This is a genomic window from Streptomyces sp. NPDC015661 (assembly GCF_043077765.1).
GTDB lineage: Bacteria > Actinomycetota > Actinomycetes > Streptomycetales > Streptomycetaceae > Streptomyces.
Window position 1 is genome coordinate 114,917 of record NZ_JBIBST010000017.1, and the last position, 14,121, is coordinate 129,037.

General features: G+C 69.7%; 15 protein-coding genes and 3 pseudogenes. 11 read left to right on the forward strand and 7 right to left on the reverse strand.

Annotated elements, in window-relative coordinates:
- Window positions 1-138: 138 nt before the first annotated feature.
- On the forward strand, window positions 139-906 hold the full coding sequence (locus ACF07V_RS35025) for an SDR family NAD(P)-dependent oxidoreductase (RefSeq protein ID WP_392159710.1): 768 nt from the start codon (window positions 139-141) through the stop codon (window positions 904-906).
- A gap of 53 nt (window positions 907-959) precedes the next feature.
- Here ACF07V_RS35025 and ACF07V_RS35030 read toward each other — a convergent pair whose 3' ends face one another.
- The gene (locus tag ACF07V_RS35030) at window positions 960-2,078 is read right to left on the reverse strand and encodes an alkene reductase (protein WP_392159711.1); all 1,119 of its coding nucleotides are present in this window, start codon (window positions 2,076-2,078) and stop codon (window positions 960-962) included.
- Window positions 2,079-2,156: 78 nt separating this feature from the next.
- Here ACF07V_RS35030 and ACF07V_RS35035 point away from each other — a divergent pair, with 78 nt between their 5' ends.
- The 3 genes and pseudogenes from ACF07V_RS35035 to ACF07V_RS35045 form a co-directional block, all read left to right on the forward strand.
- Window positions 2,157-2,519, forward strand: a complete 363-nt coding sequence (locus tag ACF07V_RS35035; RefSeq protein ID WP_392159747.1) for a MerR family transcriptional regulator — start codon at window positions 2,157-2,159, stop codon at window positions 2,517-2,519.
- Window positions 2,520-2,831: 312 nt separating this feature from the next.
- The gene (locus ACF07V_RS35040; RefSeq protein ID WP_392159712.1) at window positions 2,832-4,010 is read left to right on the forward strand and encodes a Cmx/CmrA family chloramphenicol efflux MFS transporter; all 1,179 of its coding nucleotides are present in this window, start codon (window positions 2,832-2,834) and stop codon (window positions 4,008-4,010) included.
- Window positions 4,011-4,142: 132 nt separating this feature from the next.
- Window positions 4,143-4,340: pseudogene (locus ACF07V_RS35045) on the forward strand (transposase); the annotation flags it as partial.
- Between the two features lie 272 nt (window positions 4,341-4,612).
- Here the strand turns inward: ACF07V_RS35045 and ACF07V_RS35050 are convergent.
- The 3 genes and pseudogenes from ACF07V_RS35050 to ACF07V_RS35060 all read right to left on the reverse strand — a co-directional run bounded on the left by ACF07V_RS35050 (window position 4,613) and on the right by ACF07V_RS35060 (window position 6,698).
- Window positions 4,613-5,137 carry an AAA family ATPase gene (locus ACF07V_RS35050; RefSeq protein WP_392159713.1) on the reverse strand — a complete coding sequence of 175 codons (525 nt, stop codon included), beginning with the start codon at window positions 5,135-5,137 and terminating at the stop codon, window positions 4,613-4,615.
- A 91-nt stretch (window positions 5,138-5,228) separates the two neighbouring features.
- A pseudogene (locus ACF07V_RS35055) lies at window positions 5,229-6,003 on the reverse strand (IS5 family transposase); the annotation flags it as partial.
- A 62-nt stretch (window positions 6,004-6,065) separates the two neighbouring features.
- Window positions 6,066-6,698, reverse strand: a complete 633-nt coding sequence (locus ACF07V_RS35060; RefSeq protein ID WP_392159714.1) for a hypothetical protein — start codon at window positions 6,696-6,698, stop codon at window positions 6,066-6,068.
- Window positions 6,699-6,998: 300 nt separating this feature from the next.
- Between ACF07V_RS35060 and ACF07V_RS35065 the strand changes: the two genes are divergently transcribed.
- Window positions 6,999-7,496, forward strand: coding sequence for a S1 RNA-binding domain-containing protein (locus tag ACF07V_RS35065; protein WP_392159715.1), 498 nt, complete (start codon window positions 6,999-7,001; stop codon window positions 7,494-7,496).
- A gap of 177 nt (window positions 7,497-7,673) precedes the next feature.
- Here ACF07V_RS35065 and ACF07V_RS35070 read toward each other — a convergent pair whose 3' ends face one another.
- Window positions 7,674-8,069 carry a hypothetical protein gene (locus tag ACF07V_RS35070; RefSeq protein ID WP_392159716.1) on the reverse strand — a complete coding sequence of 132 codons (396 nt, stop codon included), beginning with the start codon at window positions 8,067-8,069 and terminating at the stop codon, window positions 7,674-7,676.
- A gap of 149 nt (window positions 8,070-8,218) precedes the next feature.
- Here ACF07V_RS35070 and ACF07V_RS35075 point away from each other — a divergent pair, with 149 nt between their 5' ends.
- The 4 genes from ACF07V_RS35075 (at window position 8,219) to ACF07V_RS35090 (ending at window position 10,939) form a co-directional block, all read left to right on the forward strand.
- A complete protein-coding gene (locus ACF07V_RS35075; protein WP_392159717.1) occupies window positions 8,219-8,743 on the forward strand; it encodes a DUF2199 domain-containing protein in 525 nt (174 codons plus the stop codon).
- A gap of 190 nt (window positions 8,744-8,933) precedes the next feature.
- Window positions 8,934-9,095 carry a hypothetical protein gene (locus ACF07V_RS35080; protein ID WP_392159718.1) on the forward strand — a complete coding sequence of 54 codons (162 nt, stop codon included), beginning with the start codon at window positions 8,934-8,936 and terminating at the stop codon, window positions 9,093-9,095.
- A gap of 418 nt (window positions 9,096-9,513) precedes the next feature.
- Window positions 9,514-10,629, forward strand: a complete 1,116-nt coding sequence (locus ACF07V_RS35085) for a DUF3103 family protein (protein ID WP_392159719.1) — start codon at window positions 9,514-9,516, stop codon at window positions 10,627-10,629.
- A gap of 103 nt (window positions 10,630-10,732) precedes the next feature.
- Complete coding sequence (locus ACF07V_RS35090) at window positions 10,733-10,939, forward strand: hypothetical protein (protein WP_392159720.1); 207 nt, start codon at window positions 10,733-10,735, stop codon at window positions 10,937-10,939.
- Window positions 10,940-11,141: 202 nt separating this feature from the next.
- On the opposite strand, the pseudogene ACF07V_RS35095 reads toward ACF07V_RS35090, so the two are convergent.
- Both ACF07V_RS35095 and ACF07V_RS35100 read right to left on the reverse strand, forming a co-directional pair.
- Window positions 11,142-11,336 (reverse strand): annotated as a pseudogene (locus tag ACF07V_RS35095) (TetR family transcriptional regulator); the annotation flags it as partial.
- Window positions 11,337-11,492: 156 nt separating this feature from the next.
- On the reverse strand, window positions 11,493-12,116 hold the full coding sequence (locus ACF07V_RS35100) for a hypothetical protein (protein WP_392159721.1): 624 nt from the start codon (window positions 12,114-12,116) through the stop codon (window positions 11,493-11,495).
- Between the two features lie 621 nt (window positions 12,117-12,737).
- Here ACF07V_RS35100 and ACF07V_RS35105 point away from each other — a divergent pair.
- Together ACF07V_RS35105 and ACF07V_RS35110 are read left to right on the forward strand one after the other, a co-directional pair.
- Window positions 12,738-13,535, forward strand: a complete 798-nt coding sequence (locus ACF07V_RS35105; protein WP_392159722.1) for a hypothetical protein — start codon at window positions 12,738-12,740, stop codon at window positions 13,533-13,535.
- 223 nt (window positions 13,536-13,758) lie between these two features.
- Entirely contained in the window at window positions 13,759-13,980 is a 222-nt protein-coding gene (locus ACF07V_RS35110) for a hypothetical protein (protein WP_392159723.1), read from the forward strand.
- The last annotated feature ends 141 nt before the right edge of the window (window positions 13,981-14,121 follow it).

Below are 14,121 nucleotides of genomic sequence, written 5' to 3' on the forward strand. Positions count from 1 at the left end.
ATCCTCAGCCGCTCCGGGCCCTCGGCCCCGACCCGTCTGGGACAGCGTCAGCGACCCTCACGTTCGACGGCCCGCCCAGTGCTGACGCGGCGCCGGCGTTACGGTCTCCCGATGCATTGCCGTTCGAAAGGAACCCTCATGAATCTGCCTGCATCGGACAGGCGCGTCCTCGTCAGTGGTGCGTCGCGTGGCCTCGGGCGCGCGGTGGCACAGGCGTTCGCGGCCAACGGCGACCGGGTCGCCGTCCACTTCGGCTCACGCGCCGAGGAGGCGCGCGTGACGTTGGAGTCCCTCACCGGCACGGGTCATGTGCTGGTCGGCGGCGACCTCGCGGATCCGGCCGGGGCGGCTTCCGTCGTGGACGAGGCGGCGGAAGCTCTCGGCGGGATCGACGTACTCGTCAACAACGCGGCGGTGAACATCCGTCACCCTCTCGCGGAGACCCCGTACGAGGAGTGGGCGGCAGTCTGGCAGCAGCACGTCGCGGTGAACCTGCTCGCCACGGCGAACCTGAGCCATCTCGCCGCCCGCCTCATGATCGAGCAGGGAGCGGGAGGCCGAATCGTGAACATCGGCTCCCGGGGCGCCTTCCGCGGTGAGCCCGACCATCCGGCGTACGGGGCGACGAAGGCGGCCGTGCACTCGCTGGGTCAGTCCCTCGCGGTCTCGCTCGCCCCTCACGGGATCGGCGTCGCCTCGGTCGCCCCCGGCTTCTTCGCCACAGAGCGCGTCGCGCCGCGCTTGGAGGGGCCCGAGGGTGAGGCGATCCGGGGGCAGAGTCCGTTCGGCCGGGTGGGCTCGGCCGAGGAGATCGCGGCGGCAGTACTCTGGCTCGCCTCCCCCGCCGCCGAGTGGTCCTCCGGCACGATTCTCGACCTCAACGGAGCCTCGTATCTGCGGAGTTGACGAACGAGAGCAAGGGTGCGCCTCCTGCTCCAGGTGCCGCATCCGACCGGCCATCAGGAGGCTGCGAGTGCCGGCTCGTTCTGTGTCGGGTAGTCGGTGTAGCCCGTCTCCCCGCCCGTGTACATCAGGTACTGATCCCGTACGGCGTTGAGCGGCGCGCCCACGCGCAGACGTTCCACCAGGTCCGGGTTGGCGAGGAAGCCGCGGCCCAGGGAGATCAGGTCGGCTCCGGCGGCGAGCAGCCGCTCGCCGGCCGCGCGGCCGCCGTCGGCGGGCAGCGGTCCTCCCCACCCGAGGACGGGGTTGGCGATCAGCGCGCCCGGCCAGGCCTTGCGGATCTCCTGGAACAGCGGCTGGTCCGGGTCGGCGAAGACGACGTGCAGGTAGGCGAGGCCCTTTTCGGCCAGAGCGGCAACGAAAGCCGGGTAGATGCTGTCGGTGTCGCCCTCCTCGACGCCGTTGACGCCGACTCCCGGGGAGATGCGCACCCCAACCCGCTCGGGGCCGATCGCGTCCGCGACGGCCTGGACCACCTCCACCGCGAACCGGATCCGGTGCGCCACCGAACCGCCGTACGCGTCGGTGCGCTGGTTGGTGTTCTTCGCGAGGAACTGGTGGATCAGGTAGCCGTTGGCCGCGTGCACCTCGACCCCCTCGAAGCCCGCTTCCACGGCCCGTCGTGCGGCGGCGGCGAAGTCGGCCACGGTCGCGTCGATCTCGTCGACGGTCAGCTCGCGGGGCACGACGGACGGACGGCGCCCGTCGGTGGTGTGGATCTCCTCGGGGAGCGCCACCGGCGAGGGCGCGACGGGGACGTGGCCGCTGTTGTCGGGGTGGCCGACCCGCCCGCCGTGCTGGATCTGCACGAACATCCGCCCGCCGGCGTCCCGTACGGCGTCGGTGACCTCGCGCCATCCCGCCACGTGGGCGGCGCTGTGGAGCGCGGGGATGTTGGCGTAGGTCTGGCCGACGGCGCTCGGCGTGGTGGCCTCGGCGATGATCAGGCCGGCGGAGGCGCGCTGCGCGTAGTACGTGGCCATGAGCGAGGTCGGCACCCCGTCGGCGGCGGCGCGGTTACGCGTCAGCGGGGCCATGACCAGCCGGTTGGGAAGGGAGAGGGGGCCAAGGGTGGTGGCTTCGAAGAGGCGGGATTCGACCGCGTTGTTCGTCATGCCGGTACCGTAGAACCTGACATCAGTGTCAGATTCAAGTGGAACGCGGGAAGCGGAGCGGAGCAGACGATGCAGACGATGCGGATCGGCGAGCTGTCACGGCGCTCCGGGGTGAGCGAGCGCTCCCTGCGCTACTACGAGCAGCAGGGCCTGCTGCAGTCCGAGCGCACCCCCGGCGGCCACCGGGCCTACGGGGACTGGGCGGTGGACCGCGTCATCCGCATCCAGGCTCTGTACGCGGCGGGCCTGGGCAGCAAGAAGATCGCGCTGCTGCTCCCGTGCATGCGGGACGCGGACGGCGGCCCGACCGAGCTGACCACCGGTGAGCTGGTCGACGAGCTGGTCGTGGAGCGCGAGCGCATCGACCGCATGATCCTCGACCTCGTCCGTTCCCGTGACGTACTGGACGAGGTCATCGACGCGGCGACCGCCAGGGCGTGAGGCCTGGCGGGGCGTGAGGCCTGGCGGGGCGTGAGAGCCTGTTCGGGCACGGCACCGGGAGGTGAACGTCCGGCGCAGCAGTCCGAGTTGGACCCAAGCCTCAGCGGTACGTCGGTCGGGTATCGTGCGGGCCATGTCGAGTCCTGAGTCAGACACCGTGGGGGCTTTCGGTCACGCCGTCAGCCCCCTGAACCCCTGAGTTCGTAGTCCTGCCGTCTCGCCGCGTTCCGCGGCCGGACGAGTGCGCCCCTGGGTGCTGACCGCGGTGACGAGTTGACCCACTCGTACTTCTCCTCACCTCGGAGCCACTCGATGCCTCTCCCGCTCTTCCTGCTCGCCGTGGCGGTCTTCGCCATGGGCACCTCGGAATTCATGCTCGCCGGCCTCTTGCCGGACATCGCCTCGGACCTCGACGTGAGCGTCGGCACGGCGGGCACGCTCACGTCCGCATTCGCCATCGGAATGATCGTCGGCGCCCCGCTCATGGCCGGACTTGCCCGCAACTGGCCAGGACGGTCCAGCCTCCTGGGGTTCGTCCTCGTGTTCCTGGCAGACCACGTCATGGGAGCTGCCACCTCCAGCTTCCCGACCCTCGTTGTTTGCCGGGTCGCCGCGGCGCTCGCGTACGCGGGGTTCCTCGCCGTGGCGCTGACGACCGCCACCACGCTGGTCCCGCCCGACAAGAAGGGACGCGCGCTCGCCGTGCTGCTGTCGGGCACCACGGTGGCCACGATCGCCGGGGTCCCAGGGGGATCGGTGCTCGGCACGTTGCTCGGCTGGCGGGCCACCTTCTGGGCCGTCGCCGCTCTGTGCCTGCCCGCGACAATCGGCATCGTCAAGGGGATCCCGGCGGGCCGTGTGCGGCAGAGCGCCGCTGGCGGCCCGGCCTTGCGATCGGAACTCGCACAGCTCAAAAGGCCGCGGTTGCTCCTGGTCATGCTGCTCGGCGCCACGGTGAACGCGGCGACCTTCGCCGGCTTCACCTTCCTCGCCCCCGTCGTGACCGACACCGCCGGGCTGGGAGACCTGTGGATCTCGGTGGCCCTGGTCCTCTTCGGCACCGGTTCGTTCGCCGGGGTCACCGTGGCCGGCCGGCTCGCCGACCGGTATCCAGGCTCGGTCATCGGGATCAGCGGTCCGCTGCTGCTCATCGGCTGGCCGGCGCTGGCCGTGCTGGCCGACAGGCCGGTCGCGCTGCTCGCCCTCGTGTTCGTCCAGGGCGCGCTGTCCTTCGCTCTGGGAAGCACGCTGATCACGCGGGTCCTCTACGAGGCGGCAGGAGCCCCCACCATGGCCGGCTCGTACGCGACCGCCGCGCTGAACGTGGGCGCTGCGATCGGCCCTCTGCTCGCCGCGGCCACTCTCAGCACCGCGGTCGGGGATCTGGGACCACTGTGGGCAAGCGGCCTCCTTGTCCTGGTCGCGCTGCTCGTCGCGTTTCCCACGCGCGGTGTGATCGCAGCCGGACGGAGCACCGAGGTGCCCGAGTGACGCGCGCACGCCTCTCCTGAGCATCGACGCGCGCCGAAGGCGCATCGAACGCTGCCGCACCCGCTGGGCAACAACCACCGTGACCTCCAGCGACGAGGACTTGTCAGGCCGATCAAGTGACTGCTCCATGTCCTGGGCGTTGTTGCGGACAGGGGGCGGGGAGATCTGACAGACGCTGAGCGGGAACGGCTGCGCTCCTTCCTGCCGGGCAGCAAGCGTTGTGGCGGGCGGCGAGACGACCGGCAAGTACTCAACGGGATGCTGCACCGGGTGCGGACGGGTGTTCAGTGGCGTGACCTGCCCAAGAGGTTCGGACCTTGGAAGACCGCTCGCGCGGCAAAGCCACTGGTCGAGAAGATCTGCGTCCCCAGAATCGGGGCGGGGCAGGCCGCGCAAGAGGCCGGACGGTGTCGCCGCCGACAAGCCCTTCAGCAACGACGGCGGCCGCCCTCCCAATGGCTCCGAACACGATCGGCCGGAGAGTTCTAAGGGCCTGTCCGGCGGGTCTTTCGGCTCGGCACGCGTGTCGCGACTTCGTCGGCTGATCCCCGAGTGCGCTCAGGGTTGCCGCTCCCGGGGTTGGGACGCGTCAAGGTTGGGTTTCACGCGAGCGACGGCCACCGATCGGCAGCCCACTCCAGCCATCCCGGCCATCCCGGAGGCGGACCTCCGATCTCATGCCCTTCGAGTTCGGCGGCGTCGGGCTCCTCGAACAGCGTCCTCCAGTGCACGAGGTCCGCTTCGCTCATCGGGAAGGTCTGATCCGGGGTGGCCGACTGGCGGCGGGCGATTCGAGCACGTTGGGTCTCTTGGTCCACCGGCACGTACACAAGGCGGCAGGATGCCCCCGCAGACTTCACCAACCAGCGGATCGCTGTCCTTTCGTCACGGGACCAGCATCCGAAGTCCAAGACCACGTTGGTTCCAAGCCTGAGCGCCTCCAGACCGAGCCAGAGGAGCCGGCCTTCCAGCACGTCGCGCTTCCCATTCGCCTCCGGCTCACCGAACAGCGGAATCATCCATTCATCCGGCGTCAGCCGCAGGGCGCCGTGCTCCTCGGCAAGTTGCCGAGCCCTCGTGGTCTTGCCGGCCCCGGGCAGGCCGATCGTCAGGAACAACGTGGTCACATCCTGATCGTAATCAGGAAGACCAAGTGCACGGCGACTGTTCTCTACCGGGATCGCCTGGCCGCTCTGCGGTTGGGCAGCGCGATGACAGCACCTCGTTGCGGTGCCTGTACATCTGCGGGTCGAAGCCGGCGGGTCGGCCTCCTGTGCTGCCGCGGCGCCGGCGGTGGGCCCGCTGGTCCCGCCGCTCAGGGATGGTGTGCTCGATCTGCCGCCGGCGCAGATAGCGGCGGTTACGGCGCGAGCTGTACGCCTTGTCGTCTCCGCCCAGGTGGTCGGGACGCGTACGCGGACGTCCGCCCCCGGCGCGCTTGACCTTGATGCGTTCCAAGACTGGGATCAGCTGCGGGCTGTGGCCCCACTGCCTCGGCGTGATCAACAAGGCCAGTGGCCGGCAGCCACCCTCCCCGGCCAGGTAAATTTCGCAGGTCAGACCGCCCCGAGAACGGCCCAGACCTTCGTCAGCTCGATGCCGGCAAGGTATCGCTCCCCGCCGGGGAACCCACGGCGTTCTGCGTGGCGCTCCTGCCGCGTGCTGGTGGACACGGCACGAAGTGGAGTCCACGCTCACCATGCTCCAGTCGATCCTCCCGGCGGCATCGGCATCGGCATCGGCATCCGTCAAAACCGCCTGGCGAATCCGCTCCCAGGTGCCATCCGCTGACCAGCGGCGGTGACGCTGGTACACGGTTTTCCAGCTCCCGAACTCTCCGGCAGATCCCGCAACAGGACCCGGTGCGGATCCGGAAGAAGACCCCATTGATCACCGTCCGGTGATCCCACCACCGCCCACCCCTGCCACCCGGCTTCGGCGGATGCCGTACCATCCGAGCCCACTCGTCGTCCGTCAGGCCTCCCCGACTCACCAACAGAACGATGGCCCATGAGGCAGGGCGCGCCCACCAAGATCCGTCGGACAGGCCCTCAACTAACCGTTGACCCTGCTATGGAGGGCTGTCTCGCCAGTTGCTTCGCCAAGCTGCCGTGCCATCTCCCCGACGATCAGGTCGGCGGCTTCCAGCGAAGCAGCACCCTCGACGCATACGGCCCAGGTGCCCGCGAGCTCCCATGAGACCGAGATCAGCGCTGTTCCTGTACGGAAGGAGTGATCACCCTCCGCCTCGGCCGACTCGCAGACCAGTGAGGGAGGCCGGAAGAGCGTCGCGTAGTCGATCCCGGGGAGCGCGGGCCAGTCGTTCCCGCTGGCGGTGCTGATCGTGTACTCCGCCTCGACGGGGTCATGCGGGCGCTCTTGCCCGGTGAGCTCGGCGGCGTCCCGCGCGAACGCGTAGGGCATCGGATCGTTCCCGCCCACTACCCACGGCGCCGGGTACCCGGCGTGACACCGCGTGCACCGAGCAACGAACGTGCCGATCTCCGGGTTCGTCATGATGCTGGAGTACGACGAGGGCAGCGCGCCCATGGTGTAGCCGTCTGCGGTCGTCTCAAGCGCCGGCCATTGAGGGGAGCACGCACAAGATCCGGTCTTCGCGAACGTGTCGTCGCCAGGTGCCTCGTGAGTGTTGCTGAGCATCTTGAAGAGCGTTTTGAGCGGCCGCACGAGGCCTCCTTACGTGACAACCCGACGCGTTGATCACGCAGGCCCCATGAGTGGGACAGGCTAGCCCCGAGGCAGGCCGAGTCGCTCATGGCCAAGAGAAGTGCCCGCAACGTCGGTCCGCACACGGAAGAGGCTCCGCCTGGTCGGTCCCGAGCGCCCGAGGACTGGCAAGCTCCTCAACGCCATGTGATCGCCCGGAGAGGCCCTAGGCTTCCCTTCGTGCCGGAGTCAGCCCGTGACCGTCGTTGGGAATCGTTGATCAACCAGCTCCGTCCTGGACCCGTGAGGACGGTGAAAGTCATGGGGTTCGACGGTGCAGATGTCCTGGTCCAGCGCGTGGATGCTGCCGGGGAGGGGGCCGAGATCGGGCGGATTCCTCGGCAGGAGGCGTCGATGCGTCGGATGGAGGATCCATCCGAGGTCTTCGAGATCGGTCGCGAGATCGATGCCGAAGAGATCGGGCGTGGGCGCGGGGGTCAGCTTCTCTTCTCCGCCCGGGCATGCGAGCTTCCGGCCCTTCGGTCCTTTCTCCTCGCGATGGAACGAGGCCGGGTCGTCACCGGAACGGTCTCCGCGGTTCACAACTTCGGGGTCTTCGTCCACGTCGATGGCGAGCCGGACGGCCTGTGCACGGGCTTCGTTCGGGTGCCGGACCTGACGTGGACCCGCATCGACCACCCGTCCGAGGCGGTCGAAGAGGGCCAGCGGATCACCGCGGAAGTTATCGTCGCCGAGACGCGCTCCGGACAGGTCACGCTTTCGCTGAAGGCGCTGCAGGAAGACCCGTTCATCGGGTGAGACGGTCCGCCGCTGACAAACCAGGCACCCCGGGCTTGCAACAACCGCCGAAGCCCGGGCCGGCGCCTGGGTCTCTCGGCCGCCTCTGCCTGCCAGAGCGCGTCCAGGCGCTCCCGGCCCAGGTGTTGATGTTCCTCTTGGCACTCAAGGGGTGCAGAGGGCCTCAAGGCGGCCGTGTCAGGTCGAGTAGGGGTACAGAGCGACGCTCTCTGACTCGACGCTCATCTGCACCCAGGAATCGAGCAGGCCGGTGGGGACGGGCGATGCCAGATCGAGCAGCACGAGCCAATGGCCCATCTGGAGGTACGCGGTGTCGTCGCCGGTCAGGTGGAGGCGGCCAGTCATCAGCAACCGGTCACCCTCCTGCCGGAGTTCCGGCTCGGCCGTAGCGGCCGGCCGGGTGTTCTTGCCCCAGTGAATGTCCTCGTCGACGCTCCATTCGACGAGGTGGCGACCATCGGCTTCCCGCGGATCTCCGCGCCAGACCACCACGGCGGACCCGACCGGGGTGTGAACTCGAACTGTCGTGTGTTGCTGCGGGGTCTGCGGCAGGCTCTCCGTGCGGACGAACATCGCCTCATCATCCACGACGTCACGTCTCAGGACCGAGGAGTTGTCGGGTCGCCAAGAGTAAGCGGCGGCGTCAGTCGGACCACTTGAGCCACGACCACCGGACCCCGCTCCGAGCATGAATGTCGGACCCGACGTCTAGGGTCGGCGGCATGACCAGTGATCACTCATTCACCTGCTCGTGCTGCGGTGCGCACCACGCTGATCTGCCGATGAACTACACCGCCGAGGCACCGGCGCTGTGGGACCCGGCCTTCGCCGAAGCCGACGACTGTCTGCTCTCCTCGGACCAGTGTGTGATCCACGCGGAGCACTACTTCGTCAAGGGCCTGATCGAGATACCGGTCATCGGCAGCGACGAAGTGTTCTCCTGGGGTGTCTGGGTGTCGCTCAGTCGTGAGAACTTCTCCCGCTCCGCGGATCTCTGGGACACACCCGGACGCGAGGCCGAGAAGCCGTACTTCGGCTGGCTCACCACCGACCTGGGGGTGTACGCGCCCACGACCCTCAACCTCAAGACCCATGTCCACACCCGGCCGGTCGGCGAGCGGCCGTACGTCGAGCTGGAGCCCACCGATCACCCCCTCGCCGTCGAACAGCGCGAGGGAATCACCCGGGACCGCATCCGGGAGATCTACGAGGCGCTCCTCCACCCGGCCGACAACAGGCAGCCGTGACCGCGCGGAAGCCTGAGCCGCATTCGGTTCGCGGACTTGGGAGGAAGCAGATGGTCGTGCTTTCACGCCCTTCCGGCACAGCGAGCGGGAGGCGCTGGACGATCTCCGCGAGACGGTGTTCACCCGGGATGCTGAGTACTGCCGGGAAGCAGGCATCGAGACGCCGGCCGCACTGACGGCGAGCGGGTGGTTGGAGGAGGAGCCGGCGCATTCGGTACTCGACGTCGAGCGCGTGGTCCGCTGCGAGGAGGACCTGGAGGAGCCCGGCAACGTGAGGGTCGTCGAAGTGGCGGAGGTCCTCGAACTCTCCGGGACGGCGCGGCCCGGGCGGGAGCTGTCGAGCGGTCCATGAGCCGGGGCCGGGAACGGTTGGTTGCCGCCGTTCGATCGCGGCTCCGGCTGCGGCTGCTGCTGCTGCTGCTGCTGCTGCACGATCGTGTACGGCCCCGAGGGCCGCCGGCCGAGCTGTGCTTCTGGGGCTGCACCGGCGACTGACCCAGGCGCGACAGCCAGACCTATCCCCGCTCACCGCCGGACGAGGGGAGGGTCTTCGGCCCGTCGAGCTCCCCCCCGTCTCCCCGGGCGACGAATTCTCGGCCAATGCCCGTTCCCCGTACGGCGGTTGGTGCGGTCTATACGCGTAGACACGTCATGCCCCATCATGGTCGCGATCCACCCCGGCACCACCGCGCCGGCCGTACACCCTCGGCCGGTGTCTCCGGCATGCCCCGGCACCCCGGGGCATGGTCCGACTTCCGCTGGAGGATGTCTTGTCCGTCAGAACACAGCTCCGCACGGCCCTGTCCGGCCTCGCCCTCGCCGGCATCGTGGTCACCAGCGCCCAAGGTCCCGCCGCGGCGACGCCCTCGGCGGGCGGCGCGGCGAAGGTGTCGCGGGTGGCCGCCGCCGAGGACGCGGTCGCCCGTTCACTGGCCCGTTCGCTCGCCGACTCCGCCTGGCGGGCCCAGGTCGACAGTGCCGTCGTGGGCGGGAAGGAGGCCGGGCTGAAGAGCCTGGCCGACACGTCCCGTACGAGGGCGGGGGCAGCGCTCGCCACTGATGTCGCCGCCGCGGACCGCTCGGTGCTCGCCCTCAAGGGGCTGGCCGCCGACACGGGCGGGCTGCTCACGGTGGCCCTGACCGGGGCCGTGGACTCCCGCCGCGCGCCTCTGGTCGCCGTCGCCCCGTCCGACGACGAGGCCGTCACCGTCACCGCGTACGACACGAACGGCCGGGCGCACACCCTGGACACGTCCGTGACCCCCGACGTGCCGGTGTACGTCGTCGGCATCGACGGGGAGAAGGCGGTCGAGGCGGGCACGAAGGTCCTGGAGCGTGAGCTCGCGGCCGCCGGAGTCACCACCACCGCCGCCGCTCCGGCGGCGACCGCGGACACCGGCTACTGGACCTCCCGCATCACCTCCGTACGCCTGAACGACGACAAGGAGCCCTGGATCAAGGGCGACGCCGAGATCTTCAGCATCGTCAGCGGCTTCGGACAGGACGGCAAGGTCCGCGTCGACACCGTGACCCACCCGTACCTGAACGACGCGGGGACCACGTACTACCCGAACCAGATCCTGGTGAACTGGTCGCAGTACAAGTACAACCTGGCCGACGTCGTGATGATGGAGGACGACGGCGACACCAACTACTCGGCTCTGGCCAAGGCCATCGCCACCGCCCTGCTGACCATCACCGACCTCGGCGCGTACATCCCGCTGGTCGACCCGGTCGTCGACGCGATCCCGTCCTCCTTCTGGACCGACGACGCCGACTTCGTGGACGCCTGGTACACCCTTGCCCGGGAGACCACCGGCACCCGCGACGGCGCCGGCGGCAACGGCCGGTTCACCTTCGACCGCTACTGGGTCTCCGCACTCTGACGGACCGAAGGCCGAACGCCTTGGTCCGTGGCCTTGAGCAGTGGCCGCCCGGCGCACGGACGCCCCGCCCCCGATGTCGCATCACCGGGGGCGAGGTGGGGGCATGGCGGGAGCGGGACGGGATGATCTGGTGGAGCTGTTCGGCCGTTCACCGGCCCGTGAGCGGTATCCGGAGGATGGGGCTGAGGTCGAGGCCTACGTCGGCTCGGCGCTGCCCAGCGACTTCAAGGCTTTCCTGGACATCTTCGGCACGGCATCATCTGCGGCGAGCTGGTCGTCTTTCACCCGCGAGGTTCCAGTCCCCTGCTGACGAGGACGCGGAAGATCCACGAGTCGTTCGGCCAGTCGTGGCGACGGGACTCGGGCGAGCATCGGTACGGCTTCCGTCCCTCCCCGGGTGGAACGCTTCATCGATGGGAACGGGCGGATCGACGACGCGGGGAGCGGCGCGTGATCACCTCCACGCCGGGAGTACGAGTCACCTCGCCGTGCGCGACCCGGCCGGGTCGGCGTCACGGCTGGGCGCGTCGCTCGGCGGCATCGAACGCGGGTGCGAGCGGGGAGAGCGTCGCGCGGAGTTGGTCGGGCAGTGAGCCGGTGGGCACGACCAGGCCTCCGGCGGCGGAACTCCCGGCGGCCACTCCGTTTCCGGCCGGCTGGAGCCAGCCTTCCGGTGCGATGCGTACCGCCGCGGCCACGCACACGGCGGCCGGCGTCCGGCGTCCGGCCCGGGGCGGCCGGCGTCCGGCGTCCGGCCCGGGGCGGCCGGCCCGGGGCGTCCGCCGGCCCCGGCTGGGGGTCCGCTCCGCGTCCTCACATGAAGGGCACTGCGTTCGGCGCGTGCCACGGCCGACGGGGGGGCGTCAACCGCGGTTGATCGTCTCGCAGGTGTTCGTGACCTGGTCCAGGGCCACGAGGTCCGCCGTGACGGTGTCGTTGGTGCCGCCCTCGCACTCCACGCGGTCGTAACCGCCGTTGCGACTGACGATGGTGTCGTTGCCGGCGAGACCGCGGAAGGTGGCCCGGTCGGGGCGGGTGGGCCAGCCGTCGGGGTCCTGCAGGTGGTCGTCGGCGGTGCCTCCGACGAGAACGTCCCGGCCGGGGCCTCCGTTGAAGTCGACGGGAATGTTCAGATCCGCCCCGGCCGCGAGCCGGTCGTCCATGTCGCCGCCGTCGGCGTGGATGCCGGTGATCCCGTCGATCGCTCCGCAGGTCGCGGTGCGCGGGCTGGTCTGGGTGCAGCCGGGGCCCGCGGTGATTCCTCCCGGGTCGGACACCCGCAGGAGTGGGGCCGTGGCGACGTAGAAGGTGACCTGGTTGGCCGCGCCCGACACCGGTTCGAACGTCACGGTCCCACCGGAGCGGCTGACGGTGCCGGTGGACGAGCACGCCGCGGCAGGGGTCGCGGACGCCAGGGGCAGGGCGAACGCGGCGGCCAGCGCGGGCACGATGACGCCCAGACGCCCACGGTCGGCGAACAATCGCATTTCTGACTCCCATCCATATGTCTAAGATTGCCTGAAAGGCACTCTTTGCTGGCCCTCAGGGGATGTCAAACGCACGCAGTGCGATGGGATGAGTCCCGCCCCGACGGCAGCACGGCCGGGCGAAGGGCGACGTGATGCCACGGATGGACCGGATGGGACGCGCGGCCGCCGGCACCGGACTGGCGAGTCATGGCCCTCGACCAGCGTGGCACGGGTACGCCGACCAGGCGCCGGACTTCTCCCGCGCGCGCCGGCTACGTCGCGGACGGGCAGCAGTACGGCACCACCTCGACGCGGTCCGCGCTTCTCGAGGCGCTCGGGGGATCGGCCGCCCACCCGTCGGACGCCATCCGCGCGTACGGGGACGGTTGGGGACTCGCCGGCCCGCCGAGCCGGGTCGACCGCGAGGGCATGGCGGCGTCCCCACGCGATCTGAACGGCAGTCACCGGCAGGAACGGCTCGGCAGCAGCTGCCCGGCCTTGTTGGTCCGCGGCAGTCGCAGTCGCGGCCGCGTCCTCCACGCCGATCACGCCCAGGAGATGGCGGGGGCTACGGGGTGCGATGGCGCCGTACTGCGGAGTGGTGTCGTCCGGGCAGCTTCGGCTGCCACGATCGGCCCCATGACCGAACTCACGGGTGACGAGCGCGGCAGCAGGCTGCGAGGGCTGGACAAGGACGGGGCCCTGGCCCACCGGTGGATGGCGCCGTTGCCGGAGACCGTGCTTCCGGCGATGGGCACGCTGCTGCCGTCTCTTCGTTTCTGGGTGGGTCTGGCGATCATGGCGATGATCAAGGTCCCGCTGGTGTTCCATGGGCGGGTACGCGTGCCGGCGTGGGCCGCGGATGCCGGGCTGCGTGTCCTGCTGGCCCCCGCGGCCCTGGCGGTGTCGGCGCTCGTCGTCGTGACGGTCTATCTCATCGCCGTACGCCACCAGATCCGCGGTGAGCTCCTGTCCCGTCTGTGGGGTCCGCTGACCGCGTTCACCGCGTTCTTCGGACACCTGCTGGTGGTGGCCGCCCTCTGGCTCGGACTGGCCGTCAGCCTGTTCGGCGGCTTCCAGGTGGACGGGATACCCCAGGCAGTGGGCACGACCCTGTTCATCGCCGTACTGATCCTCGCGATCTACGCGACCGCCCGCCTGCTCGGCTTCATGATGCACGCGATTCCGGCGGTACACCGGTACATGTTCCGCACGATGGAGATCCACCCCGCCCTGCCGGCCCTCATCACCGTCGGATACGTCTGGGAAATGGCCGTACAAGACCTGCTCTTCCCGGTGACGCAATGGCCGGACGTACCCTCCGCGCTGCCTCTGGGCGGGGCGACGACGGCCACCCTGCTCGCCGTGTGGGAAATCCACCGCCTGCGCACGCGACACGGGGTACGGCTGGGCGTACTGCCCCCGCCACCTCGCTGACCTGCCCGGCCCGGCCAACACGCTGCCGCTGCGAGCGCGCCCAGGAGGCCACACCTGCACACACCGACGGCCATCCATCGCCTCGGGGCTGCTGCGGGTGTGAAGCAGGTCCTGGAGGGTACGAGCTTGCACCGGCCGCATGGCAGAGCATCAGGTGTCGAGTGCATTCCGTGCCGGTGGTACCCGACCTGGACGAGCAGAAGGCCCGGACTACGATCGGTCCATGATCGAGGAGCCGAGGCATTGGACCGTTCGCCACTTCTCGCAGGCCAATCCCGCCGGCCCAGGCTGCGACAGCGTTCCGGATCTCTTGCGACGGCTGGCCGATGCCATCGAGGCGCTGGGCCCCGTCGAGATCCAGGATGTCGTGATCGAGTCCGAGATGACCGAACATGGCCCCTGGCGATCCGGGACCGTCTACTTCCACCTACCGGAAGACGAATGAGGGCTAATCCTGACTGTCACCAGCGGAGCCTGATCACCAGGACTGGTCCGGGCGATCTCTGAGACCGTGTTTGAGATCTGCCGTGGCCCGTTACTGAGACGTTCGATGAGCTCACCATGAGCGGTATTGGGGATGGGTAGC

What these genes read in the sequence shown, in the direction of transcription:
- ACF07V_RS35025 (WP_392159710.1), top strand. Translation starts at nt 139, where the DNA reads ATGAATCTGCCTGCATCGGACAGGCGCGTCCTCGTCAGTGGTGCGTCG.
- ACF07V_RS35030 (WP_392159711.1), bottom strand. Translation starts at nt 2,078, where the DNA reads ATGACGAACAACGCGGTCGAATCCCGCCTCTTCGAAGCCACCACCCTT.
- ACF07V_RS35035 (WP_392159747.1), top strand. Translation starts at nt 2,157, where the DNA reads ATGCGGATCGGCGAGCTGTCACGGCGCTCCGGGGTGAGCGAGCGCTCC.
- ACF07V_RS35040 (WP_392159712.1), top strand. Translation starts at nt 2,832, where the DNA reads ATGCCTCTCCCGCTCTTCCTGCTCGCCGTGGCGGTCTTCGCCATGGGC.
- ACF07V_RS35065 (WP_392159715.1), top strand. Translation starts at nt 6,999, where the DNA reads ATGGGGTTCGACGGTGCAGATGTCCTGGTCCAGCGCGTGGATGCTGCC.
- ACF07V_RS35070 (WP_392159716.1), bottom strand. Translation starts at nt 8,069, where the DNA reads ATGTTCGTCCGCACGGAGAGCCTGCCGCAGACCCCGCAGCAACACACG.
- ACF07V_RS35075 (WP_392159717.1), top strand. Translation starts at nt 8,219, where the DNA reads ATGACCAGTGATCACTCATTCACCTGCTCGTGCTGCGGTGCGCACCAC.
- ACF07V_RS35090 (WP_392159720.1), top strand. Translation starts at nt 10,733, where the DNA reads ATGGCGGGAGCGGGACGGGATGATCTGGTGGAGCTGTTCGGCCGTTCA.
- ACF07V_RS35100 (WP_392159721.1), bottom strand. Translation starts at nt 12,116, where the DNA reads ATGCGATTGTTCGCCGACCGTGGGCGTCTGGGCGTCATCGTGCCCGCG.
- ACF07V_RS35105 (WP_392159722.1), top strand. Translation starts at nt 12,738, where the DNA reads ATGACCGAACTCACGGGTGACGAGCGCGGCAGCAGGCTGCGAGGGCTG.
- ACF07V_RS35110 (WP_392159723.1), top strand. Translation starts at nt 13,759, where the DNA reads ATGATCGAGGAGCCGAGGCATTGGACCGTTCGCCACTTCTCGCAGGCC.